Here is a 24,118-nt window from a genome sequence, read left to right on the forward strand (position 1 = left end):
ATAGCGCCGAGTGGGACACGGCCAAAGCCCATTCGCAGGGCTGGTCGCCAGGCCCCAGCCCCGATTACAGGGCCTTGTCGAGCGCCTGCTCGAAATCGGCGATCAGGTCGTCGGCGCTCTCGATGCCGGCGGAGAATCGCAGCATGCCCTGGCGGATACCCATGCCGAGGCGTGCATCTTCCTCGAAGCGCTGATGGGTGGTGGTCGAGGGATGGGTGAGCAGGCTCTTGGTGTCGCCGAGATTGTTGGAAATCCGGGTGATCTTCAGGGCATTGGCAACCTTGAACGCCGCCGCCTTGCCGCCCTTGACCTCGAAGGTCACCAGCGTGCCGCCCGCCTTCATCTGGCGGCGGGCGAGTTCGGCCTGCGGATGGTCGTCGCGGAAGGGATAGATCACGCGCTCGATCGCCTTGTGAGCGGCCAGGGCATCGGCGATCTTCGCCGCATTGGCGATCTGGCGCTCGACCCGCAGTTCCAGCGTTTCCAGGCCCTTGAGCATCACCCAGGCGTTGAAGGGCGAGATCGAGGGACCGGTCTGACGCAGATAGGTATGGATGTGGTCGTTGATGAACTTCTCGGACGCCAGGATCACGCCGGCCAGGCAACGGCCCTGCCCGTCGATGTGCTTGGTGGCCGAATAGACCACGCAATCGGCGCCGAGCGCGAGCGGGCTCTGCAGCAGCGGCGTGGCGAAGACATTGTCCACCACCAGCGTGGCGCCGGCGCTCTTGGCGATCTTGGCGATGGCGGCGATGTCGAGGATCTCGAGCGTGGGATTGGTCGGGCTTTCCAGGAAGAACACCTTGGTCTCCGGCCGCACGGCCGCCTGCCACTGGGCAAGCTCGGTGCCGTCGACCAGGGTCGAGGTGACGCCGAAGCGCGGCAGCAGTTCTTCGATGACATAGCGGCAGGAACCGAACAGGGCCTTGGCGGCGACGACGTGATCGCCCGCCTTGAGCTGGCCGATCAGGGTCGCGGTGACGGCCGCCATGCCGGAGGCGGTAGCGCGGGCGGCCTCGGCTCCCTCCAGTTCCGCCATGCGCTGCTCGAACATCGCCACGGTGGGATTGGAGAAGCGGCTATAGATGAAGCCGGCATCCTCGCCCTTGAAGCGGGCCTCAGCCTGCTCGGCACTCTCATAGACGAACCCCTGGGTGAGGAACAGCGCCTCCGAGGTCTCGGCATATTGCGAGCGCAGCGTGCCGGCATGCACGAGCCGGGTCGCCGGCTGCAATTCCCGGGTGGAAGGTGCTGAAGTCAAAGGCTTGGTCATCTGCGGCAATCCTGAATAGCCGCAAGTCGAGCGCCAGCGCTCTTTCCCACGGCCCTTTAGCGAGTTGTTTTACGTGGCTGCAAGCCGGCCGGCCCAAATCCACCACGACGAAGACTGTTGAGTAGACCTACTCCCCGATGGCGTCAATGCATGGTTTCGTCTAGCAAGACCGAGATACGCCATAACTGGCAGCAAAAAGCGAGAGCCATGCCGTCCGCGAACATCCTGCATTCTCAAGGCATCCTGCATAGCCATGGCATCCTGCCCTCCCAGGCGATTGCCGGGCTGGTCGAGGCGGGTGCCGTCCGCATCGAGCAGCCTCTGGCCGCCGACCAGATCCAGCCGGCCAGCCTCGACCTGCGCCTGGGCGCCAAGGCCTACCGCATGCGGGCCAGCTTCCTGCCGGGGCCGCGCAGCACCGTGGCCGAGCGCATCGCCGACCTTGCCCTGCACGAGATCGACCTGACCAAAGGCGCCGTACTGGAGACGGGCTGTGTCTACATCGTGCCCCTGCTGGAAAGCCTGAAGATGCCGGACGGCGTTCTTGCCTCCACCAATCCGAAGAGTTCGACCGGCCGCCTCGATGTCTTCACCCGGGTGATCACCGACCATGCCCGCGCCTTCGACCAGGTAGAGGCCGGCTATGACGGCCCGCTCTATGCGGAGATCGGCCCGCGCACCTTCCCGGTGCTGGTGCGCACGGGCTCGCGCCTCAGCCAGATCCGATTTCGTCGCGGCGAGGCCCGCATCGACGACGCTTCCTTGCGCGAATTGCAGCGCCGCATGGGCCTGGTCTCTTCGCCTGATCCGGACATAGCCGGCGGCGTCGCCGTCTCCGTCGACCTCACAGGCTTCGGCGACGGCATCATCGGTTATCGCGCCAAGCGCCACACCGCCGTTGTTGACGTCGACAAGCGTGCAGCCTGCGATCTTCTCGATTTCTGGGAGCCGATCCCGCATCGCGGCAAGAACGACATGATCCTCGACCCGGACGAGTTCTACATCCTGGCGTCCAAGGAAGCCGTGCATGTACCGCCGGAATTCGCGGCCGAAATGGTGCCGTTCGATCCGCTGGTGGGTGAGTTCCGGGTGCATTACGCCGGCTTCTTCGACCCGGGCTTCGGCTATTCTCCCGACGGCATGGAGGCGGCCCGGGCAGTGCTCGAAGTGCGCTCGCGCGAAGTTCCCTTCATCGTCGAGGACGGCCAGATCGTCGGGCGTCTGATCTATGAGCGCATGCTCGAACGCCCGCAGATCCTCTACGGTTCAGGCCTCAATTCGAACTATCAGGGCCAGGCGCTGAAGCTGTCCAAGCATTTCCGATAGGTCTCGCCACGTGAAAAAGGGCGGCCCGCTGGAGCCGCCCTTTTTCGTTCGATGGCATTGACAAGGTCAGGCCGGCTTCGAGCGTCGTTCGAAGCGCGCGACGAATTTCACGATCAGCAGGAAGGTGGCCGCCTCGACCACTGCGACGATCCACAGGCCGTTCGATATGGCACCGGCATCCTTGAGATACCTCATCAGATAAGGGGCGCCGAAGCCGGCGAGATTGGCCACCGAATTGATCAGGGCGATGCCGACGGCGGCGGCCGAACCGGCCAGGAAGTGGTTGGGTATCTGCCAGAACACCGGGATCGCCGACATCGTGCCGACGACGGCCAACCCCAGGGCCAGCAAGGCGATCGGCGCACTGCCCGGCACCACGAAGCCGAGGACGGTGAGACCGACCGCCCCGGCCAACGCCGCCAGGCCGCAATGGTAGCGCTCCTCGTTGGCACGGTCGGAATGGATGCCGTTGGAGATCATGCCGGCGGCGCCGCAGGCATAGATCGCCGCCATGATCCAGCCCACCGTGGCCGAATTGGTGAAGCCGACCTCCCGCACGATGGTGGGGCCGAAAAAGGTCAGCGCGGAATTGGCCATGATGATGCAGAAGAAGATGGCGATGAACTTCCAGACGATCGGGTTCTTCAGCGACTGCAGCACGCTGTGCTCACGATGACCGAGCGCCTGGCGGTCACGCTCCAGATCGCCGATCAGCAGGTGCCGCTCGTCGGCGCTCAACCAATGGGCATGCTCGGGCCTGTCGGTCAGATAACAGAGGGTTGCCAGGCCGGCCAGGATGGATGGGATGCCTTCCAGCAGGAACACCCACTGCCAGCCCGCCCAACCGTTCACGCCGCCGAGTTGGGTCATGATGGTACCGGCAACCGGGCCGCCCAGGACACCGGCCAGGGCCGAGGCCGACATGAACAGGCCAAAGACCTTGGCGCGGCGCAGCGACGGGAACCAATAAGTGAGATAGAGGATGACGCCGGGGTAGAAACCGGCCTCGAACACGCCGAGCAGGAAGCGCAGGCTGTAGAACTGCCAGGGCTTGGTGACGAACATCATCAATACGCAGATGATGCCCCAGCCGATGGTGATGCGAGCCAGCGTCCGCTTGGCGCCGATCCGCTCGAGCAGCATGTTGCTCGGCACTTCGAAGAAGAAATAGCCGAGGAAGAACACGCCAGCGCCGAGGCCATAGACCGTCTCGCTGAACTGCAGCTCCTGAAGCATGGTCAGCTTGGCAAAGCCGGTCGCCATGCCCATGCCGAGGCCGGTCAAGCCCAGGCCCATTTCGGCCGGCAGGATCGAGACATGATGGGCGCCTGCCGCGATCGACAACAGGCCGCAACCGATGATGGCCACTCCGCCGCCGGTCATCATACGCGTACCGAGCCTTCGGCCCAGAAAGCCGGAAAAGGGCGAAACCAGGACGAACACCGCGGCCATCGGCATCAAAGCAAGGCCCGCCATCGTCGGGCTGAGCCGCCCAGCTTCCTGCCAGAACAGCGGCAGCAGGAAAAGGGTGCCATACATACCGAAGGTCATGCCAGCGGTTGCCGTGACGCTGCCACGAAAGATTTTATTTCTGAAAATATCAAGCGTAATCATTGCTCTATGGCCATTTCTTCGCTCGATAGTTATAAAGGAAAATAGGGAAAGCATGGCCAGCAATGCGACTGCCAACGCGATCGGCGGCATCTCGCGTATTGCGATGGCGGCGAAGGCGAAACCGCCGAGGGCCACCGCACCGAAAGCTTGGGCACCCCGTCGAAATGCCGCCCCTGGGGATCGGCGGATTCAGGAATGACCAAGCCTGCCAGGACCAGGGCGGCCAGGCCGATCGGCACGACGACGAAGAAGATGCTCGGCCAGCCGAAGCTATGCAGCAGAATGCCGCCGAGAGTCGGGCCGATCGCCATGGCAACGCCATTGCAGGCCGCCCAAATCCCCAGCGCTCGCCCCCGTTCGGCGGGATCGGGCTACATGACGCGCAGGATCGCCAGTGAAGACGGCATCAGCAGCGCCGCACCAAGGCCGGCCACCGCCCGCGCCGCGATCAGCACGCCGATCGTGGGTGAGAAAGCGCATAGAAGCGACGCCGCCGTGAAGACCGCGGCGCCGGCCATGAAGATCAGGCGGCGCCCCTTGAGATCGGCGAGCAAACCACCCGTCAGCAGCATGACGGCATAGACGAGATTGTAGCCGTCCACGACCCATTGCAGCGCACCGATTCCGGATGAAAAGGCTTCTCCGATCGGGTGCACCGCAAGATTCACCACGGCCGTATCCACCTGGGCAATGAGCACGGCCAAACACAATATCACCAGGGCCAAGCTCCGATGGCGCAGGCGCAAGCGAGATGGGTTCGACGTGCGAATGCGTTCCATGGCGGGCAATCTCCATAGGCTGGAGGCCCTTCTTACTGCCATGTTTGCATCGGATGCTTCGGCCGGTATCGAAGCATGCCATATCGGATTGATGCATAGTCACTCCAGAATGAGGACGCCATGCCTGAGATCCCGGATTTTGCCTTCGCCGCATCCTTGGTCGCCGATCCCGCCCGGGCGCTGATGCTGACCGCCTTGCTCGACGGCCGTGCCCTGCCGGCCGGCGAATTGGCCTATGCCGCCCGCATCGCGCCTCAAACGGCGAGCTCCCATCTGGCCAAGCTGCTTGCCGGTGGCCTCCTCGCCGTCGAGACGGAAGGGCGTCATCGCTACTACCGCCTGGCCGGCGGCCATGTCGCCGAGGCGCTTGAGCGCCTGTCCGTGCTCGCACCAGACCAGCCGGTCCGGCGCAAGGCGATCAGCGGCAAAGCGCGTGAACTGCGTTATTGCCGGTGTTGCTACGACCATCTGGCCGGGCAGGTCGGCGTCGCCGTGACACAGGGTCTTGTCGGACATGGCTATCTCGTTGCGGCCGCCGACAAGCAGTTTCACATCACGGCCAGCGGCCATGCCTGGTTCAACTCGATCGGCCTCGATGTCGCCGCGCTGAAGCCCGCCGCCCGGGGGCTTGCGCGCCAGTGCCTGGATTGGACCGAGCGCAGCCATCACCTCGCCGGCCCGCTCGGTGTCCACCTGCTGAGCACGATGTGCAAGCTGGGATGGCTGCGCCGCAGCAGGGAATCGCGGGCTGTTCAGGTCACCCCAAAGGGCTGGATCGAACTCAGACGACAACTTGGCATCGATCCCGTGTCGAGCCTGGCAGCGTAAGGCTTCCTTTCACACAACACGGACCTCTCTCTTCAGGCCATGTGGTCAGGCCACCTAGCCACTTGAATGTTCCGCTGTCGATGATAGGCTCGAAGCGAGCAGAATGACCGGCGAGGCAAGACCATGCCGTTTCAGGCCGTGGCGTCGCAGAGACTGTTCCAGCAGGTTGCCGAGCAAGTCGTCGGGCTCATCCGCTCGGGCGAATTGCCGCCGGGCACGCGCCTTCCTGCCGAGCGGGACCTCGCCCGCAAGCTGGGCGTCAGTCGGCCCGTGGTGCGCGAAGCGATGATCGCGCTGGAGATTTCTGGCTTCGTCGAAGTGAAGACGGGCACGGGCAGCTATGTCTCCGACGGGTCGCCGCGTTCCGGCGAACTCGGCGATGCCGGCCCAAGTGCCTTCGACCTGCTCGCGGCCCGCCGCATCATCGAGGGCGAGATTGCGGCCACCGCCGCCGAGATGGCCAGGCCAGCAGACATCGAGCGTCTCGATCAGGCCCTGGCCTGGTACCGGCAGGAATCTCTCAAGGGCGAAGACTCTTTCGAAGCTGATCGTGCCTTCCATCTGGGCATTGCCGAAGCCACCGGCAATCCGGTGCTCAGCCGGACGATGGAGCTCCTGTGGGGCGACATGCGCGGTCGCATCTTCGACCGGCTGGGCGAGCTGACCAAGAACTCCACCAAACTGCGGACCAACATGGCCGATCACCAGGCCATTCGCGACGCCATCGCCGAAGGCGATGGTCATAGCGCGCGCCAGGCCATGCAGACGCATATCGCCAATGTCGAAACCTATTTCCTGATGGATGCCGCGGAAGACGGCACGACGACACAGACGAGGAACGCCACAGGCGGCACGAGCCGCCGCTGAAGATCAAGAATGGGAGGATGTCATGACTGCTCGGATAACCCGCCGCCAGGCACTCGGCGCCGGCATCGGCTTTGCGGCCCTCGGCATTGCCGGCGCCAAGGCTGAAACCCCGGCCCTGCCGAAATCACCGGTCACGATCAACGTCGTCGATGTCGCCGGCAATCTCGCCCTCACCCAGAAGGCGATGCAGAATTACGCCAAGGCCAAGCCGGAACTGGTGTCGAAGATCAGCTTCACCAAGGCTCCGGCACCGGATCTTCCCGGCAAGCTCAAGGCCCAGCAGGATGCCGGCCGGGTCGACATCGATCTCGTTCTCACCGGCACGGACGCGCTGTCCGCCGGCCTCGACCAGAAGATCTGGGTGCCGCTGCTGCCGGATCTCGCTTCGGCGCTGCCCAAGCTCGATGACGTCCTGCTCGCACCGGCCGCCCGCATGCAGGGGCTGGCGAACGGGGCCGGCGTCGTCATCTCTTATTATCCCTCCGGCCCGCTGCTCGAATACGCACCCGAGCGCGTCTCCCAGCCGCCCAACACGGCGGAGGAACTGCTCGCCTATGCCAAGGTCAACCCGAACCGCTTCATCTATGCCCGCCCCGCCAATTCCGGGCCGGGGCGCACCTTCCTGATGGGGCTGCCCTACATCCTGGGCGACAAGGATCCGAAGGATCCCGTCAACGGCTGGGAGAAGACCTGGGCCTATCTGAAGGAATTGGGGGAAGCCATCGAATATTATCCCACCGGTACGGGCGCGACCATGAAGGAGTTCGGCGAGGGTTCACGCGACATGACCGTGTCCACCACCGGCTGGGACATCAATCCGCGCGTGCTCGGCGTGGTGCCCAAGAGTGCTGCGATCTCGACGCTGAAGGGCTTCCACTGGGTCACCGATGCCCACTATGCCTGCATTCCCAAGGGCCTCGCTCCGGAGAAGGTCGCGGTGCTGCTCGATCTCATCAGTTTCATGCTGAAGCCGGAGCAGCAGGCCTACACCTATGACGAGGGCTATTTCTATCCAGGGCCGGCCGTGAAGAATGTCACGCTCTCCATGGCGCCGGAGGAGAGCCAGGCTGCCATCGCCGAATTCGGCAGGCCGGAATATGAAAAGCTGATTACCGACATTCCCACCGAACTGCCGCTCGATCCGGCCAAGATGGTGGTGGCGTTCAACATGTGGGACAAGCAGATCGGCGCCGCCAAAACCAAGTGAGATTCGGACCAAAGTGAAACTCGAGCCGGAAGAGCCCGGCTTCGCGCGTTGCGGCGGAGGTCCACGATCCTCTTCAGGGATCCGGCCCGGCCTCCCCGCTTTCACCATTCCGGGCATAGCGGCAGGTTCGATGTCAGCACTGAGCAATTTCAGCCATTTGAAGCTCGACCAGGTCGGACGCGACTTCGGGGCCATGAATGCCCTGAAGGACCTGTCCTTCACGGTTCAGCGCGGCGAATTCATCGCCCTGCTCGGTCCTTCCGGCTGCGGCAAGTCGACCGCGCTCAACTGCATCGCCGGCCTGCTTCCGACCACGCGCGGCTCGATCTGGCTCGACGACAGGCGCATCGATACGCTCGGCCCGGAAGATCGCGGCTTCGGCATGGTGTTCCAGAACTATGCCCTGTTTCCGCATATGAGCGTCAGGGACAATGTCGGCTTCGGCCTGCGCATGCGTGGCGTGGCACGAGAGCAGGCTTCGGCCCGCATCGGTGATGCGCTGGCGACGGTCAGGCTCACCGACCAGGCCGCCAAGCTGCCAGGCCAATTGTCGGGCGGGCAGCAGCAGAGGGTCGCCATCGCCCGCGCCATCGCGGTCGAGCCGCCCCTGGTGCTGATGGACGAGCCTCTCTCCAATCTCGACGCCAAGCTCCGCCTGGAAATGCGCCAGGAAATCCGTCGCATCCATGCCGGCCTCGGTTCGATCACGCTCTACGTCACCCACGACCAGGATGAGGCGCTTTCGCTGGCCGACCGCATCATCGTGCTGCGCGACGGCGAGATCCGCCAGATCGGCACGCCGGAAGATCTCTATCAACGACCGGCGACGCTGGATGTCGCGGAGTTCATGGGGTTCCGCAACCGCCTGCCGGGCACAGTCATTGCCTCGTCGGAGGAAAGTGTAGCCCTGGAGATCGCTGGCGAACGGATCGAGGGCGTTGCTCGCCAAGTGCTGGCCGGCCCGAGCGCGGTCGCGGCCATTCGCCCGGACGATCTGATTGCCGGCGAACAGGGGTTCCCCGCCGTGGTGGAGATCTGCGAATATCGTGGCCACGCCTTCTTCGGAGCAGCCAGGGGACCGGCTGGCGAGGAGCTCTTCTTCAGGGCTCGGCAGCGCATGCGGCCGGGCGAACAGGTGCATCTGAAGGCCGATCCGTCACGCGTGCTGGTCTTCAACGAGGGCGCACGATGAGCGCCCCTCCCGCCACCGGCCTGAAGACACGCTTCGCCGCCCGCGGCATCGACGGCGTGACGCTGCTCGCCCTGCCGGCCGTGCTGTTCCTGCTGGCCCTGTTCATCTATCCCTTCTTCTATGGGCTGTGGCTGTCATTCCAGCCCAAGGATGGCTCGACCTTCGGCAATTACGTTACCTTCTTCAGCGATCCTGCGCTCTACGGCACCATCGCCACCACCCTGTGGATCGCGGTACCGGCCACTTTGTTCAACCTGCTTGCCGCCATACCGGTGGCCTTCAGGGTGCGCCTGCTCGACAACCAGCGCCTGCTCACCACCATCCTGGTGCTGCCGATCACCCTCGGCACCGTGCTGGTGGCGGAAGGCCTGCTCAACTATCTCGGGCCGCAAGGCTGGTTCAACCGGGCGCTGGTCCTGGTGGGTATCGGCCCCGTCAAGCTAGTCCACAATTACTGGGGCGTATTCCTGTCGCTGGTGATCACCGGCTTCCCGTTCACCTTCCTGCTGACGCTCTCCTATGTCACCGGCATCGATCCGGCCCTGGAGAATGCCGCGGCAACCCTGGGCGCCAGACCGGCCGCCCGCTTTCGCCACATCTTCCTGCCGCTGCTGCTGCCCGGCCTCGCCGTGACCTTCTGCCTGAGCTTCGTACAGGCCTTCTCCGTCTATCCGTCGGCCGTGATGCTCGGCGCGCCGGCAGGTCCCACCCGGGTCATCACCATTCCGGCCTACCAGGCTGCCACCGAGCTCTACGACTATTCGATGGCCTCGGCGATCGCCATGATCATGGGCGCGATCCTGCTGGTCGTCATCGCCATCGTGCTCGGCCTCCGCTCCCTGGCCTATCGCGGGCCGGCCGGCGGCGGCAAGGGTTAGGAGCACGATCATGGTCCGCCAGATTTCCCGCCCGCTTTCGGAACGCCTGTGGTCCACGGCCGTCTGGGTCCTCACCATCTTCTTTGTCCTCAACCTCCTCGCCGTCATCGCCGCGGTGATCGTCAGTTCCTTCTCGACGCGCTGGCTCGGCACCTGGCTGCCGCAGGGCTGGACTGGCCGCTGGTACAATTCGGCCTGGGAGGAGTTCCAGCTCGGCGGCGTGCTTCTCGTCACCTTTCAGGTCGTCTTCGGCGTGGTGCTGCTATCCGCCGTGATCGGCATTCCCGCCGCCTATGCCCTGGCGCGGCGCGATTTTCCGGGCAAGAAGCTGGTGACATTGCTGTTCCTGCTGCCCTTGCTGGTACCGCCCGTCACCTATGGCATTCCGCTGACGACGGTTCTCTACAAGGCCGGGCTCGGTAGTACGCTGGCCGGCGTGATCATCGCGAACCTCGTGCCTGCCTTGCCCTTCGTCATCCTGGTGATGATTCCCTTCGTCGAGCAAATCGATCCGCGCCTGGAAGCGGCAGCGCGCGTCTTCGGCGCCCGCACCGGCTCGGTGTTCCGGCATGTGCTGATCCCGCTGCTGCTGCCCGGGGCGCTCGCGGCCCTTCTCCTGGTGCTGGTGCGCACCATCGCGATGTTCGAGCTGACCTTCCTGATCGCCGGCTCCGACAGCCAGACGCTGGTCGTCTCGCTCTATGCCGCAGTCACCGCGTCCGGGGTCAGGGCACCGCAATCGGTGGATGCCATGGCCGTCATCTACATGCTGAGCACGCTGGTCTGGCTGGTCATCGCCCTTCGTTTCATCAACCCGGCCCAGATGGTGACGCGGGTGAAGAAAGCCCCTGCCCGCTGATCCGATGAAGCCTACAGTTTCTTGACCAGCCTCAAGCTTTCGGTGGCAAAGCCGTTCCTTTCATAGAAAAATCGGCCGCGATGATTGCTGGCAAAGACGTCGAGGGACAGGGCGGCATAGCCCTGTTCCCGTGCCCAATCCTCCGCCGTAGCGAGCAACTGCTTCGCCACGCCCATGCCCTCGGCCGCCTCGGTGACGGCCAGAAGCGCCACATAGCCAATCGCCCGGCCGGTAATGCCGTCGGCACCCGGCAGGGCATGCAGGAAGCCGAGGCCGGCACCGACGGCATCCTCGGCGATCAGGCTCAGGCTTCCTTCCTCGGGCTCCCTGAGATTGGCAGCGGAAAAGGCATCCTGGAACGCCCGAATGTCGGCCTGTTCGTGCAATTCGGTTTCAATGACAGCCGCAAGGCGGTGGCCGAGACCGAGCATGAAGCTCAAATCCCGCTCGCCCTCCGCCTTGCGGATACGCACGTTCATCAACGATAGGCGGAGGCGATGCCGAGAAAGTCCTCTGCCTTGAGCGAGGCGCCGCCCACCAGCGCGCCATCGACATTGTCGACACCCATCAGCTCGGCCGCATTGGAAGGCTTGACCGAGCCGCCATAGAGGACGCGGACGTCATTGCCCTCTTCGCCAAGCGCCTTCACCAGGCGTGCGCGGATGAAATCATGCACCTGTTTCACATCCGCCGCCGTAGGCGTCAGGCCCGTGCCGATCGCCCAAACGGGCTCGTAAGCGATCACGGTGTTGGCAGCATAGGCGCCCGACGGCAGGGAACCCGCAAGCTGGCTACCCACCACGTCGAGGGTCTTGCCCGATTCGCGTTCCGCGCGGGTCTCGCCGATGCAGACGATGGCAACGAGGCCGGCGCGCAAGGCCGCCTCGGCCTTTGCCTTGACCGTCGCGTCGGTCTCGCCGTGATCGGTACGACGCTCGGAATGGCCAACGATGACATAGGTCGCACCGGCATCCTTCAGCATTTCGGCGGAGATGTCGCCGGTATGGGCGCCCGAGGGCTTGGCGTGGCAATCCTGTGCCCCGATCTTGATATGCTGCCCCGCTGCCTGCGCCGCAAAGCGCGAAACCAGCGTAAAGGGCGGGCAGACCAGCACCTCGGCGGCACCGGCTTCGCCGGCTGCGACACCGGTCGCAATGGCCTCGAGCTCGGCGACCCCCTTGGTAAGGCCGTTCATCTTCCAATTGCCAGCGACGAGCGGGCGCGGCCGGTTTGCTGTCATCTTGCTGATCCTCTTTCTGTCAAACAGGATTGCCGAGACTGCTCGGCAGGACGGGCTCGGAAATCCTGTCGCCTGTCGAGGCCTGCGCCGGGAAACTCCGCTTGGGCCCCCTCGATGCGCCGACTTCATCTGGCGTGCTTAGCAACCCCGTTCCCGTGGAGCAAGGCGTGGGTGCTGCAAGAAACCCGTGGCCGCGCCATTGCGACGCCACGAGCTCGTCCCTATGATGCGCCGCTTTTCGTGCGCCGCCCCTTACGGGAACGTTCATGCGGCCCGAAGCGGCGAAGAAACGATGCGGGGTTTCCCGGGTTCTCCGAGACGAACCTGGAAAACCCCTTTGCCTTGATGGAACCAAGACACCGATGCTGAGCTCATTCCGCGAAGTTATGACCAAGGGGCCCGCCAAGATCATCACGGCGGGGGTCATGTTCCTCCTGAGCGGCAGTTTCGCCTTATGGGGTGTCGAAGGCTGGCTGCAAGGGCGCAGCAATTCCGATGTCGCCACTGTCGGCGGTTCCACGATTTCCGCCAACGCCTATAGCGAAGCCTATCGTGCGCGAACCTTGCAGATCACCCGTGCCACCGGCAAGGCGGTCACCCCCGACCTCGCCCGCACCTTCGGCCTCGACAAGCAGGTTCTCAACGGCCTGATTTCGGAAAAGGCCATGGATGTGCAGGCCGCCAAGCTCGGGCTCGGCCTCGATCCTCAAGCCATGGTCCGGACCGTGATGAACGATCCCGACTTCCAGGTCTCCACCCCCGGCAAGCCGCCCGTCTTCGACGCCAATGCCTTCCGCCAGATGCTCGAAAACAACGGCATGAACGAGGAGATGTTCTTCGCCCGTCAACGTGAGGTCTATGTCCGCGGCCAGATCGACCAGGGCCTGACGGCCGGCGGCCCAGTCCCGCAAGCTCTGCTGCAGGCTGCCGCACGATACGAGCAGGAAAAACGCAATACCTCCTATTTCGTGCTGCCGCAGAGCAGCGTGGGTGACATTGCCCCGCCCGATGCCGCCAAGCTGCAGGCCTATTACGACGAGAACAAGGGTACCTTCCGCACCAAGGAACTGCGTAGTCTGAGCTATATACTCGTGACGCCAGCCGAGCTGAGCGGCCGGGCCACCGTCACCGATGCCGACGTCCAGGCCGCTTTCGACAAGGACAAAACCGGCTCGGCAGCGCTGGAGCAGCGCACCGTCGAACAGATCGCCTTCCCTTCGCTGGATGAAGCCAAGGCCGCCGCCGCCCGCATCGCTTCGGGCCAGATCACCTTCGAGGGCCTGGTCACCGAGCGCAAGCTCAAGCCCGAGGACATCGATCTGGGCACCGTGTCCAAGCGCCAGCTCAGCGACCAGAAGGTCGCCGACGCCGCCTTCGCCCTGAAGGAAGGCGCGACGTCGGAGGCCGTGCAGGGCAATCTCGCCAACGTCATCGTCAAGGTCACCAAGATCGTCGATGCCAAGATCGTCCTGCGCGGTGAACTGGAGCGCCAGCGGGCATCGGAGGCCGCCAAGAATCTGCGTGACTCCATCGAAGACGAACGCATGGGCGGCGCCCCGCTCAAGGATATCGCTGCCAAGCTCAAGCTGAAGGCCGTGACGCTGCCGCCGGTCGATGCCCAGGGCCGTGACGCCGAGGGCAAGCCGGTTACCGTTCCGCTCGCCACCCAGGTCCTGCCCGCTCTCTTCACGGCCGAACCGGGTTCCGATCCCGAAGCCGTCGACGGCCGAGATGAAGGCCTGATGTGGTTCTCGCTGGACAGCGTGGTTCCGGCCCGCGACCGCACGCTCGACGAAGCCAAGAACGAGGTGATCGCCTCCTGGACCGCGGATCAGAAAGTTGCCAAGCTCAAGGAGAAGGCCGACGAGCTGGTGACTCAGCTGCAGGGCGGCAAGTCGCTCGAGGACATCGCCAAGGGCCTGAACCTGCAGGTCACGCCCGCCTGGGATCTCACCCGCAACGGCCAGAGCCAGCCCGTGCCTCCAGCGGTCGTCACCGCCGTGTTCGCTACCCCGCTCAAGGGCTTCGGAACGGCGCTCGCCGCCAACGGCACCGATCGAATCATCTTCCACGTCGAGGACAATGTGATCCCTGAGCTCGATGCCAAGGCTCCGCAGACCGAAGCGCTGTCCAAGCAGCTCGCGACCGGCATCAGCCAGGATCTGATGACGGAATATGTCAAGAAGGTCGAAGACCAACTGGGCGTGGCCATCAACCAGACCAATGTCGACCGAGTCGTCGGCACCGGCAGCCTCTGAGTCGCCAGCATGCTTCTCGAACCTTCCTTCGAAGCCTTCTCGGCCGCCTACGCAGCCGGCAAGGCGCAGATCCTGACGCTGACGCTGGTCGGCGACCTGGAGACGCCGGTTTCCGCCTTCATGAAGCTGGCGGGCGACAGGCCCAACGCCTTCCTCCTGGAATCGGTTGAAGGTGGCGCCACGCGCGGGCGCTATTCCATGATCGGCCTGGAGCCCGACCTGATCTGGCGCTGCCAGGACGGCAAGGCTTCGATCAACCGCCATTTACCGGACCAGACCTTCGAAGCGCTGGACGGCCACCCGTTCGACACGCTGCGGGCCCTGATCGCGGAAAGCCGGATCGAGCTGCCCGAAGGCGCACCGCCGATGGCGGCCGGCCTGTTCGGCTATCTCGGCTATGACATGGTGCGGCTGGTGGAAGAGCTTCCCGCCGCCAAGCCCGATCCTATCGGCATTCCCGACGCGATCTTGATGCGCCCCACGCTGATGGTGGTGTTCGACGCCGTGCGCGACGCGATCACGGCCGTGACGCCGGTACGCCCGCAAGCGGACGTTACGGCCAAGCAGGCTTATCTGCGCGCCGAACAGCGGCTGATGACCATCGTCGACGGCCTGGACCGCCCGACACCCAAGCTTGCCGAGACCGTCGATCTGGACGCCCTGCACGCCCAGCAGGTTTCCAACACCACGGAGGCCGACTATCTGGCCATGGTGGCCCGCGCCAAGGAGTACATCAAGGCCGGCGACATCTTCCAGGTCGTGCTGTCGCAGCGCTTCAGCGCACCGTTCCAGCTGCCGCCCTTCTCGCTCTATCGCGCCTTGCGCCGCATCAACCCGGCTCCCTTCCTGGTCTACCTGCAGCTCGAAGGCTTTTCGGTGGTCTGCTCCAGCCCGGAAATCCTGGTCCGGCTGCGCGAGGGCAAGGTCACGGTCCGGCCCATCGCCGGCACCCGCCCGCGCGGCAAGACCAAGGCCGAGGACGATGCGCTGGCCGAATCACTGCTCAACGATCCCAAGGAACTGGCCGAACATCTCATGCTGCTCGATCTCGGGCGTAACGATGTCGGCCATGTCTCGGCGGTCGGCAGCGTTGTTGTGACCGATCGCTTCTTCATCGAGCGCTACAGCCATGTGATGCACATCGTCTCGAATGTCGAGGGCAGCATCGGCCCAGGCCACGACGCACTCGATGCGCTGGCGGCGGGCTTTCCGGCCGGTACCGTCTCGGGTGCGCCCAAGGTCCGCGCCATGCAGATCATCGACGAGCTCGAAAAGGACAAACGCGGCCTCTACGCCGGCGCCATCGGCTATTTCGGCGCAGACGGCCAGATGGATACCTGCATCGTGCTGCGCACGGCCCTGGTCAAGGACGGCACCATGCATGTCCAGTCCGGTGCCGGCATTGTCTATGACAGCGTGCCCAGCAGCGAACATGCCGAGTGCGTCAACAAGGCCAAGGCCCTGTTCCGTGCTGCCGAGGAAGCCGTCCGCTTCGCCGGCCAGCCCGGCCGGGGACAGTAAGGCAGGCGGATCGCATCCATGGCTTTAGCGTTTTGCGATTTGACGGAATCATCTCGAATCGCAAAGACTCGTCGGAACAAGGAACTAGAGCAAATGGGCGTTCACACTTGAACGCACTTTGCTCTAGATGGCCCGGTGCCCGACGATCGGCCCTGCTGACCTTTGCAGCCGCTTATGTCGTGCTGTTCGCAGACTTCTATCTATACCACTATCCAGGCGGCTTGCAGGCCATCGCCTTGATGCTGGCTATTGCGCTGCCGGCCCTGGGCGCGGCCTATGGCATTTTCTTCTTCCATTGGCTCTTCGAGAGCGAGCGCTCTGCCCCCTATGCCGACTACGGTTTCGGCATCTGGCTGGTCTCCTCGCTCGCCTCGCTGATCTACATGGCCGTCTTCGCCGGCCTTGGAGCGCTCCTGCCCTATGGCCTGGAGAGGCTCGAACTGTTCGGGAACACCGTGCAGATGATCGCCTCGCGCATGACCCTGGCCTCGGACTATTTCGAACCCGTCGTGGGCCGCAATCTCGCGTTCTTCGTGCTGCTGGAGGTTTTTGCCTGCGCCTACGGCAAGAAGGAAGGCATGCGGGTTCGCGCATCCCATCGGAACGCAGGTCCGGAGCGGTTCGACCCCTGATCCAAAACCTGCCTCAAGGTGCGACGATCAGGAGGACATAGGCGACGAAAATCACCAGATGCGCAAGGCCTGTCAGAAGCGTCGTACGTCCCGTGCCGAAACTGACGACCCCCATGGCGAGGGCAAGAAGGAGCAAGATCGTATCGCCTGCATTGAGGCCGAGGGTCAGTGGACGTCCCGTGATGAGGCTCGCCGCCACGACTGCTGGAATAGTCAAACCTATGGTTGCACAAGCCGAGCCCAGGGCGACGTTGAGCCCCCGTTGAAGCTCGTTCTTGAACGATGCTTTTATGGCGGATATTGCTTCCGGCATCAGGGTGACAAGCGCAATCCCCGCGCCGACAATCGCGTCGGACTGCGTGATCTCGAGATAGCTAAGTCCGTCCTCCACACCAGCTGCCACCCGTTCCGTCAGTAGGACGATGCCCCCCAGTCCCAAGAGCAGCAGGACAAGATGCGTCGGCAGGGAGTAGGCGATGGCAAGATGTTCGCCCTGCACTTTCTCCAATGCACGAACCTCCGAAAAATCCTCCTTCTGGCCGTAGCTTTGCGCGAAAATGAAACTGCCATATAGCAGAATCGAAAGCACACCGACGAAAACAAGCTGTATGGATGAAAAAGTCCCGGGTGCCGCAGACAGGGTGTAATTGGGCAGAACCATAGTCAAGACGGTGAGCGCGACAAGGACGGAGAGAAAAGCACTCGTTCCCTGTCTCCTGATATCCTGTCGGTTATGGCGCCATCCCCCCACCGTCAGCGCTATCCCGACGATGCCGCAACAAACGATCATCACGGTGGAAAAGACCGACTCACGTGCCAATGTTGGATTATTGCTGCCGTGAAGCATCATTGAAACGATGATCGATACTTCAATGGTCGTTACCGCGAAGGTAAGAACCAATGTACCGTAAGGTTGTCCGACACGGTGAGCTATCGCTTCGGCATGATGCAAGGCCGCAAATACGGTCACCAGGACAAGACCGATCGAAATAGAATTCAAAACAATGACAATTGCAAATTCGCCTTGTCCCACTGCAAGCACATTGGACTGAAAGATCAGTGCGACCATAAAACAGACGACAGGCAGGACCCATGTCCATGAAGTTGCTCGGCGTAGGAATGTATCAAGCACGAGGGGCACCGAAGTTGTACTTTGCAAAAAGGCAACCATAATCACATATCACATCATCGAAACGATTTCGGTAGATAAGCGCTCGTCCAGAAGCTTTCGACGAAGCGCCAGTTCCATCGAGGGTTGGCGCCCATGCGACGAAAGCGGCATCGCCGAGATGCTTGACCTTGAGCGGGCGAGAGCTCGCTGCGCGCATCTCCGAACCTGCTAGCTCTGGAAAGATCGCTATCCCGGAACCGCTTGACCCGCTGCCTCCTGACGCCTAGTCGTGATGGCTTCAAAGGAGGCTAGAGCCGTGACGACAGACCGTTCCATGACCGTGACGCTGATCGACAATTATGACAGCTTCACCTGGAACCTCTGGCATTATCTCGGCCAGCTGGGTTGCACCGTCACGGTCCATCGCAACGACAAGGTCAGCGCCGACGACGTGATTGCCGCCGCGCCCGATGCGATCGTGCTCTCCCCCGGCCCCTGCACGCCCACCGAGGCCGGTATCTGCTGCGAATTGATCGAGAAGGCCAAGGACCGGATCCCTCTCTTCGGCGTCTGCCTCGGGCACCAGGCCATCGGCCAGGTCTTCGGCGGCGACATCGTGCGCCTCGCCATTCCCATGCATGGCAAGATCTCCTCGATCGACCATCGTGGCCGCGGCGTCTTCAGGGGTCTGAACGGCCCGTTCATGGGCACGCGCTATCACTCGCTCGTGGTCAAGCGCGACAGCTTGCCGACCGATCTCGAGGTTACCGCCGAGACGGATGACGGTGTCATCATGGGCCTGCAGCACAAAAGTGCGCCACTGCATGGCGTCCAGTTCCATCCGGAGTCGATCATGTCCGACCATGGCCACCGCATCCTCCAGAACTTCCTGGAGCTGGCGGCGGAATGGAATGCCAAGCATCGGCCCCTCGAAAGCGAGCATGTGTGATGGACGGTTTCAAGCCCTATATCGGCAAGGCCGCCGCTGGTTCGCTCACGCGCGACGAAGCGGCTGAAGCCTTCGACCTCCTGCTCTCCGGGCAAGCGACGCCCTCGCAGATCGGTGGCTTCCTGATGGCGCTCAGGGTCCGCGGGGAAACACCGGACGAGATGGCCGGCGCCGTGAGCGCCATGCGCGCCAAGATGCTGACGGTGGAAGCCCCCGAGGATGCCGTCGACATCGTCGGCACTGGTGGCGATGCCTCCGGCTCCTACAATGTCTCGACCGCCGCCTCCCTGATCGTGGCCGGCGCGGGCGTAAAGGTTGCCAAACATGGCAATCGCGCCCTCTCCTCCAAATCCGGCGCCGCCGATGTTCTGACAGCGCTCGGGGTCAACATCGAACTCAGACCGGAAGACATCGCACGCTGTATCGCCTTGGCTGGCGTCGGGTTCATGTTCGCACCCGCTCATCACGGCGCGATGAGACATGTCGGCCCCACCCGCGTCGAACTCGGCACACGCACGATCTTCAACCTGCTGGGACCGCTCTCCAACCCTGCCGGCGTCAAGCGGCAACTGCTCGGCGTCTATGCCCGCCAATGGCTTCAGCCGATGGTGGAGGTGCTCAAGACTCTGGGCTCGACGCGCATCATCGCCGTGCATGGCAGCGACGGGCTCGACGAGATCACCACCACCGGGCCCACCGAGATCGTCTCGCTGGAGAATGGCGAGATCAGCCACGGTGTCATCACGCCTGAGGAAGTCGGCCTGCGGGTAGCCACCCCCGACGATCTGAAGGGGGGCGACGCCGCCCACAACGCAGTGGCGCTGCGGGCCGTGCTCGAAGGCGAGAAGACGCCCTATCGCGACATCGCCCTCCTCAATGCCGGTGCCGCCTTGCTGGTGGCAGGGCGGGTGCGGACCCTGGATGACGGGGTGGCCCTCGCTCGCGAATCCGTCGACCAGGGCAAGGCCCTGGCAACGCTCGACCGTTTGGTTGAAGTTTCCAACGCGTGAGTGCCATGGCCACCATTCTCCAGAAGATCGAAGCCTATAAGCGCCGCGAGATCGAGGCAGCGAAGGCCGCAAGCCCGCTGCCGGAGCTGATCAAGCTGGCGGACCGGGCCAGTCCCGTACGCGGCTTCCAGAGGGCCCTCCGGGCCAAGCTCGACGCCGGCAATACTGCCTTGATTGCCGAGATCAAGAAGGCCAGCCCGTCCAAGGGCCTGATCCGCGCCGATTTCGACCCTCCGGCGCTTGCCCGCGCCTATGAAGCCGGCGGGGCGGCCTGTCTTTCCGTGCTGACCGACGAGCCCTCCTTCCAGGGACGGCCGGAGTTCCTCACCGCGGCGCGTGCGGCGGTATCGCTGCCCGCCTTGCGCAAGGACTTCCTCTACGACCCCTACCAGGTGGTGGAAGCAAGGGCCTGGGGTGCCGACTGCATCCTGGTGATCATGGCCAGCGTCACCGATGCCGAAGCCCGTGCCCTGATTGCGGCCGCGAAGGACTGGTCCCTTGACGTCCTGTGCGAGATCCACAATCACGACGAGCTCGAGCGCTCTCTCACGCTCGATGTCGGCATGATCGGTATCAACAATCGCGATCTCAACGACTTCGTCACTCGCCTGGAGACGACCGAGACACTGGCGCCGCTGGTGCCCGGCGATCGCCTCCTGGTCGGCGAAAGCGGTATCTTCACGCCCGGCGACGTCCAGCGCCTGCAGACGGTGGGCGTCAACACCTTCCTGGTCGGCGAGAGCCTGATGCGTCAGGGCGACGTCACCGCCGCCACGCGCGCCCTGCTGTCTGTGGACCAGGCGGCATGAGCCAGCAAAATGCAAAGCCCGTCCTTACCCATCTCGACGCCTCCGGCGAGGCGAACATGGTCGATGTCTCGCAAAAGGCGGTGACCAGCCGCACCGCGATCGCCGAAGGGCGCGTGGTGATGCAGCGCGCGACGCTCGATCTCGTCTTGTCGGGCGATGCCAAGAAGGGTGACGTCCGCGCGACCGCTCGCATCGCCGGTATCATGGCCGCCAAGAAGACGCATGAGCTCATCCCACTCTGCCACCCCTTGTTGCTGAGCAAGGTCGCCGTCGAGATCGAGCCCGATACCGCTCTGCCCGGCCTGACGGTGCGGGCGACAGCCAAGGTCGCCGGACAGACCGGCGTGGAGATGGAAGCGCTGACCGCAGTTTCCGTCGCCTGCCTGACCATCTATGACATGGTCAAGGCTGCCGACCGGGGCATGCGCATCGAGGCGATCAGGCTCATAGAGAAGTCCGGCGGCAAATCCGGCGATTGGCATGCGGAGGAAAATCCATGAGCCTGCTTCCCGTCGCGGACGCGCTGGCCAAGGTGGTTGCCGGCGTGAGCCCGCTCCCGGTCGAAACCGTACCGCTGCACGCAGCGCGGACCCGTGTCCTGGCCTCGGGCATCACGGCCCTCAGAACCCAGCCGGGCTTCAACGCCTCCGCCATGGACGGCTATGCCGTGCGGGGGCAGGATGCCCAGGAGGGTGCTGTCCTCGAATTGATCGGCGAATCGGCGGCGGGGCATGGCTATGCCGGTCGTGTCGGCGAGAACCAGGCGGTACGCATCTTCACGGGTGCCCCCGTGCCGGATGGCGCCGACACGGTGGTGATCCAGGAGCAGACCCGCCGGGAGGGCAACCAGGTCCTCGTCGAAGCCACGGCCAAGCCCGGCCAGCATATCCGAGCCCGCGGCCTGGACTTTGCCGAAGGCAAGGAAGCGCTGGCACCAGGTACCGTCATCGGCCCCCGCGACATTGCCCTTGCAGCGGCGATGAACCACCCTCGCCTGCCCGTCCATCGCCGCCCCAAGGTCGCCATCCTCGCCACCGGCGATGAACTGGTGCTCCCCGGCCAAGCCATCGGCGAGAACCAGATCGTCGCCTCCAACAACTTCGCCATCCGCGCCCTCGTCGAAGCCGAAGGCGGCGAAGTGCTCGACCTCGGCATCGCCAGCGACGACTTTCCGGCCCTGGAAGCCGCCATCAAGCGAGCTCGCGCCGAAAAGGCCGATGTGCTCGTCACCATCGGCGGCGCATCCGTCGGCGATCACGATCTGATCCAGACCGCACTGACCCGCGAAGGCATGCGGCTCGGCTTCTGGAAAATCGCGATGCGGCCAGGCAAGCCGCTGCTGCATGGGCGGCTCGGTGCCATGCACATTCTCGGACTGCCGGGCAATCCGGTCTCCTCCGTGGTTTGCGGCGTCCTCTTTCTTGTGCCGCTGCTGCGCACGTTGCTTGGCCGTTCCGACGCAGGCCCGCCACGCCGCAAGGCCGTCTTTGCCCGTTCCTGGCCGGCCAACGATATTCGCGAGGACTATATTCGCGCCCGCTTCCTGCTTGACGATACGTCAGACATCCTCAAGGTGGAGCCATTAACATTGCAGGATTCGTCGCTCGTCAGCGTGATGCAGCATGCCGATTGCCTGGTGATCCGGCCGCCCTTCGCACCCGAAGCAAAGGCGGGTGAGACCTGCGAGATCATCGATCTCCGCACGGCAGGCTATTGACCACGTCTTTAACCTGAACTTCATTGTTGCAGAACACAGTAGGAACATGTAGCACTGTTCTTGTTTTGTTTACACCTTCACCGTGATTCGCGGCCGCCACGACGGGATAGCCATGCTGACCAAGAAACAACATGAATTGCTTCGGTTCATTCATGAGCGCCTGAAAGAACAGGGTGTGCCTCCTTCCTTCGACGAGATGAAGGAAGCGCTGGACCTCAGGTCCAAGTCTGGCATTCACCGCCTGATCATGGCGCTGGAAGAGCGTGGCTTCATTCGGCGCCTGCCCAATCGCGCTCGAGCGCTCGAAGTGGTGCGCCTGCCCGAATCGGCAGTACCGAGCGGTGGCGGCCTGTCGCTGGCCTCTTCCCAGCGCGGTTTCCGTCCCAATGTGATCGAGGGCAATCTCGGCAAGGTGCGCCCCGTCAGGCCTGAAATTGACGACGAGGTCGGCCGGCCGGTCCTTGTCCCGGTGATGGGGCGCATTGCCGCCGGCACGCCGGTCTCCGCCATCCAGTCCAAGAGCCACACCATCAGCGTCACGCCGGAAATGCTGTCCTCCGGCGATCATTTCGCTCTGGAGGTCCGTGGCGATTCCATGATCGAGGCCGGTATCTTCGACAATGACACCGTACTCATCCGCCGCCAGGACCATGCCGATACCGGCGACATCGTCGTGGCTCTGATCGATGACGAGGAAGCCACGCTCAAGCGCCTGCGCAAGCGCGGAGCCTCCATCGCACTGGAGGCTGCCAACCCGGCCTATGAAACTCGTATCTTCGGGCCCGACCGGGTGCAGATCCAGGGCAAGCTGGTCGGTTTGTTCCGTCGCTACTGAGTGTGGCCGACGCCAAGGCCTGCCGGTCATGAGTGCGCTTCGCGCAATCGCGAACCGCAGCCTGCAGCGCCGCGATGTCGAAGACCTAGTCGCGACGAAGCTTCCCCATTCCGTCGTCGATTGCGAGATGGAGGAGTGCGATCTTTCGCGTCTCGATCTCTCTCATTGGGTATTCGAGCGTTGCATCCTTAGAAACGCCAAGCTGGTCGGCGCCAAGCTTGCCAATACGCTCTGGCGCAACTGCAAGGCGAGCGGCGCCGATTTCCGTGGCACGGATCTGGAGGAAGCGAACTTCCGCACCGGTGATTACAGCAATACCAGCTTCCGGCGTGCCAAGGCGGCTTCGGCGACATTCATCGGTTGCAAGCTGACGGGCGCAGACCTCTCGGAGATCTCGGCGCTGGGGCTGGTTTTCGAGGAGGTTCTGCTGATGTCGGCCAAACTGCCGGCCTTTTCCTTCCGCAAGGCCGTGCTGCGTCGTCTCGACTTCACCCAGGCCGATTTACGCCAATGCGACTTTCGCGAGGCGACCTTCGAGGAATGCAGCCTGCGCGATGCGAATCTGGCCGACACCCGCTTCGAGGGGGCCGACCTGCGCGGCGCCGATCTCGGTGGACTGAGGCTGGGAGATGCCCTCTATTTCAAGGGCGCTACGATCTCGAAAGGCCAGGCCGGCCAGTTGCTGGCCGAACTGGGCTTGCGGATTGCCTGACAAAACGTCCGGAATTTACAGGCTCATCGGCTCGACATCAGACAACCAGGGGTGCTCGAACCACTATCCGCCCGAGCACTGCCGAAAGTCGGCATGAAACGGGAAGGCAGGTCAGTCGACTGCAATCATGACATCTGAGGCCTTGATGACGGCATAGGCGTTCTGGCCGGGCTTGAGATTGAGGTCGTCGACGGCCTCGTTGGTGATCGACGCGGTAATGATGGTACCGTTGACCTCGAGTTGGATATGGGAAGTGGTCTGCCCTTTCGTCACGCTCTTGATCGTACCCTTGATCTGGTTGCGGGCGCTGATTTTCATGAAACTTCCCTTGGCGACGCGAAAAACGCGATCATCATCATTCTCGAAGCAATGTCCACCGGCAAATACTGGTGAAATTGGTGTGTCCGCCGCCCCTTCCAGACGGCGACACGATCAGGGTAACCGCCTCAAAACGCGCGGCCGTTACCCTGAAAATTGCGGGCAGAGGCCCGTAGGGGCGGC

Annotated in this window: 23 protein-coding genes, 1 pseudogene and 1 riboswitch; of the genes and pseudogenes, 17 read left to right on the plus strand and 7 right to left on the minus strand. The window is 63.6% G+C overall.

Annotation, left to right across the window (positions count from 1 at the left end; genetic code table 11):
- Window positions 1-64 precede the first annotated feature (64 nt).
- Entirely contained in the window at window positions 65-1,273 is a 1,209-nt protein-coding gene (locus tag U1R88_RS05360) for an O-succinylhomoserine sulfhydrylase (RefSeq protein WP_322430305.1), read from the minus strand.
- Between the two features lie 36 nt (window positions 1,274-1,309).
- Window positions 1,310-1,389: riboswitch (SAM riboswitch) on the minus strand.
- A 91-nt stretch (window positions 1,390-1,480) separates the two neighbouring features.
- Here U1R88_RS05360 and U1R88_RS05365 point away from each other — a divergent pair.
- Entirely contained in the window at window positions 1,481-2,599 is a 1,119-nt protein-coding gene (locus tag U1R88_RS05365) for a 2'-deoxycytidine 5'-triphosphate deaminase (RefSeq protein ID WP_322430306.1), read from the plus strand.
- 66 nt (window positions 2,600-2,665) lie between these two features.
- On the opposite strand, the gene U1R88_RS05370 is transcribed toward U1R88_RS05365, so the two are convergent.
- Together U1R88_RS05370 and U1R88_RS05375 are read right to left on the minus strand one after the other, a co-directional pair.
- Window positions 2,666-4,150 carry an MFS transporter gene (locus tag U1R88_RS05370; protein ID WP_322430307.1) on the minus strand — a complete coding sequence of 495 codons (1,485 nt, stop codon included), beginning with the start codon at window positions 4,148-4,150 and terminating at the stop codon, window positions 2,666-2,668.
- Window positions 4,151-4,242: 92 nt separating this feature from the next.
- Window positions 4,243-5,034: pseudogene (locus U1R88_RS05375) on the minus strand (MFS transporter).
- Between the two features lie 78 nt (window positions 5,035-5,112).
- On the opposite strand from U1R88_RS05375, the gene U1R88_RS05380 reads away from it, so the two are divergent.
- The 6 genes from U1R88_RS05380 (at window position 5,113) to U1R88_RS05405 (ending at window position 10,823) form a co-directional block, all read left to right on the plus strand.
- The gene (locus U1R88_RS05380; protein WP_322430308.1) at window positions 5,113-5,820 is read left to right on the plus strand and encodes an ArsR/SmtB family transcription factor; all 708 of its coding nucleotides are present in this window, start codon (window positions 5,113-5,115) and stop codon (window positions 5,818-5,820) included.
- Window positions 5,821-5,943: 123 nt separating this feature from the next.
- Entirely contained in the window at window positions 5,944-6,687 is a 744-nt protein-coding gene (locus U1R88_RS05385) for a FadR/GntR family transcriptional regulator (protein ID WP_322430309.1), read from the plus strand.
- Window positions 6,688-6,709: 22 nt separating this feature from the next.
- Window positions 6,710-7,894: an extracellular solute-binding protein gene (locus U1R88_RS05390; RefSeq protein ID WP_322430310.1), complete on the plus strand. Its 1,185-nt coding sequence runs from the start codon at window positions 6,710-6,712 to the stop codon at window positions 7,892-7,894.
- A 130-nt stretch (window positions 7,895-8,024) separates the two neighbouring features.
- The gene (locus tag U1R88_RS05395) at window positions 8,025-9,086 is read left to right on the plus strand and encodes an ABC transporter ATP-binding protein (RefSeq protein ID WP_322430311.1); all 1,062 of its coding nucleotides are present in this window, start codon (window positions 8,025-8,027) and stop codon (window positions 9,084-9,086) included.
- The gene (locus U1R88_RS05400) at window positions 9,083-9,964 is read left to right on the plus strand and encodes an ABC transporter permease (RefSeq protein WP_322430312.1); all 882 of its coding nucleotides are present in this window, start codon (window positions 9,083-9,085) and stop codon (window positions 9,962-9,964) included. Before U1R88_RS05395 ends, U1R88_RS05400 begins: the two co-directional genes overlap by 4 nt.
- A 10-nt stretch (window positions 9,965-9,974) precedes the next feature.
- Window positions 9,975-10,823: an ABC transporter permease gene (locus U1R88_RS05405; protein WP_322430313.1), complete on the plus strand. Its 849-nt coding sequence runs from the start codon at window positions 9,975-9,977 to the stop codon at window positions 10,821-10,823.
- 11 nt (window positions 10,824-10,834) lie between these two features.
- Here U1R88_RS05405 and U1R88_RS05410 read toward each other — a convergent pair whose 3' ends face one another.
- Together U1R88_RS05410 and tpiA are read right to left on the minus strand one after the other, a co-directional pair.
- Window positions 10,835-11,302 (minus strand): GNAT family N-acetyltransferase, encoded by a 468-nt coding sequence (locus U1R88_RS05410; protein WP_322430314.1) that lies wholly within the window; start codon window positions 11,300-11,302, stop codon window positions 10,835-10,837.
- Entirely contained in the window at window positions 11,302-12,063 is a 762-nt protein-coding gene (gene tpiA / locus U1R88_RS05415; protein WP_322430315.1) for a triose-phosphate isomerase, read from the minus strand. Before tpiA ends, U1R88_RS05410 begins: the two co-directional genes overlap by 1 nt.
- A 362-nt stretch (window positions 12,064-12,425) precedes the next feature.
- On the opposite strand from tpiA, the gene U1R88_RS05420 reads away from it, so the two are divergent.
- From U1R88_RS05420 to U1R88_RS05430, 3 genes are all read left to right on the plus strand, one after another.
- Window positions 12,426-14,321: a peptidylprolyl isomerase gene (locus tag U1R88_RS05420; RefSeq protein ID WP_322430316.1), complete on the plus strand. Its 1,896-nt coding sequence runs from the start codon at window positions 12,426-12,428 to the stop codon at window positions 14,319-14,321.
- Window positions 14,322-14,330: 9 nt separating this feature from the next.
- The gene (gene trpE, locus U1R88_RS05425) at window positions 14,331-15,842 is read left to right on the plus strand and encodes an anthranilate synthase component I (protein WP_322430317.1); all 1,512 of its coding nucleotides are present in this window, start codon (window positions 14,331-14,333) and stop codon (window positions 15,840-15,842) included.
- Between the two features lie 107 nt (window positions 15,843-15,949).
- Window positions 15,950-16,474, plus strand: a complete 525-nt coding sequence (locus U1R88_RS05430) for a hypothetical protein (protein ID WP_322430318.1) — start codon at window positions 15,950-15,952, stop codon at window positions 16,472-16,474.
- Between the two features lie 13 nt (window positions 16,475-16,487).
- On the opposite strand, the gene U1R88_RS05435 is transcribed toward U1R88_RS05430, so the two are convergent.
- Complete coding sequence (locus tag U1R88_RS05435) at window positions 16,488-17,645, minus strand: calcium:cation antiporter (protein WP_322430512.1); 1,158 nt, start codon at window positions 17,643-17,645, stop codon at window positions 16,488-16,490.
- A 274-nt stretch (window positions 17,646-17,919) separates the two neighbouring features.
- Here U1R88_RS05435 and U1R88_RS05440 point away from each other — a divergent pair, with 274 nt between their 5' ends.
- The 7 genes from U1R88_RS05440 to U1R88_RS05470 all read left to right on the plus strand — a co-directional run bounded on the left by U1R88_RS05440 (window position 17,920) and on the right by U1R88_RS05470 (window position 23,617).
- A complete protein-coding gene (locus tag U1R88_RS05440) occupies window positions 17,920-18,534 on the plus strand; it encodes an anthranilate synthase component II (RefSeq protein ID WP_322430513.1) in 615 nt (204 codons plus the stop codon).
- Window positions 18,534-19,544, plus strand: coding sequence for an anthranilate phosphoribosyltransferase (gene trpD / locus U1R88_RS05445; protein WP_322430319.1), 1,011 nt, complete (start codon window positions 18,534-18,536; stop codon window positions 19,542-19,544). The genes U1R88_RS05440 and trpD overlap by 1 nt, the downstream gene beginning before the upstream one ends.
- A 5-nt stretch (window positions 19,545-19,549) precedes the next feature.
- The gene (gene trpC / locus U1R88_RS05450; protein ID WP_322430320.1) at window positions 19,550-20,353 is read left to right on the plus strand and encodes an indole-3-glycerol phosphate synthase TrpC; all 804 of its coding nucleotides are present in this window, start codon (window positions 19,550-19,552) and stop codon (window positions 20,351-20,353) included.
- Window positions 20,350-20,853: a cyclic pyranopterin monophosphate synthase MoaC gene (gene moaC, locus U1R88_RS05455; protein ID WP_322430321.1), complete on the plus strand. Its 504-nt coding sequence runs from the start codon at window positions 20,350-20,352 to the stop codon at window positions 20,851-20,853. The genes trpC and moaC overlap by 4 nt, the downstream gene beginning before the upstream one ends.
- On the plus strand, window positions 20,850-22,070 hold the full coding sequence (locus tag U1R88_RS05460) for a molybdopterin molybdotransferase MoeA (protein WP_322430322.1): 1,221 nt from the start codon (window positions 20,850-20,852) through the stop codon (window positions 22,068-22,070). The genes moaC and U1R88_RS05460 overlap by 4 nt, the downstream gene beginning before the upstream one ends.
- Before the next feature lie 112 nt (window positions 22,071-22,182).
- Window positions 22,183-22,905, plus strand: a complete 723-nt coding sequence (gene lexA / locus U1R88_RS05465) for a transcriptional repressor LexA (protein ID WP_068296091.1) — start codon at window positions 22,183-22,185, stop codon at window positions 22,903-22,905.
- Window positions 22,906-22,933: 28 nt separating this feature from the next.
- Window positions 22,934-23,617 carry a pentapeptide repeat-containing protein gene (locus tag U1R88_RS05470; RefSeq protein ID WP_322430323.1) on the plus strand — a complete coding sequence of 228 codons (684 nt, stop codon included), beginning with the start codon at window positions 22,934-22,936 and terminating at the stop codon, window positions 23,615-23,617.
- 111 nt (window positions 23,618-23,728) lie between these two features.
- Here U1R88_RS05470 and U1R88_RS05475 read toward each other — a convergent pair whose 3' ends face one another.
- Window positions 23,729-23,935 (minus strand): TOBE domain-containing protein, encoded by a 207-nt coding sequence (locus U1R88_RS05475; RefSeq protein WP_311935020.1) that lies wholly within the window; start codon window positions 23,933-23,935, stop codon window positions 23,729-23,731.
- Between the last annotated feature and the right edge of the window lie 183 nt (window positions 23,936-24,118).

It is taken from the genome of Labrys sedimenti, assembly GCF_034424805.1.
GTDB lineage: Bacteria > Pseudomonadota > Alphaproteobacteria > Rhizobiales > Labraceae > Labrys > Labrys sedimenti.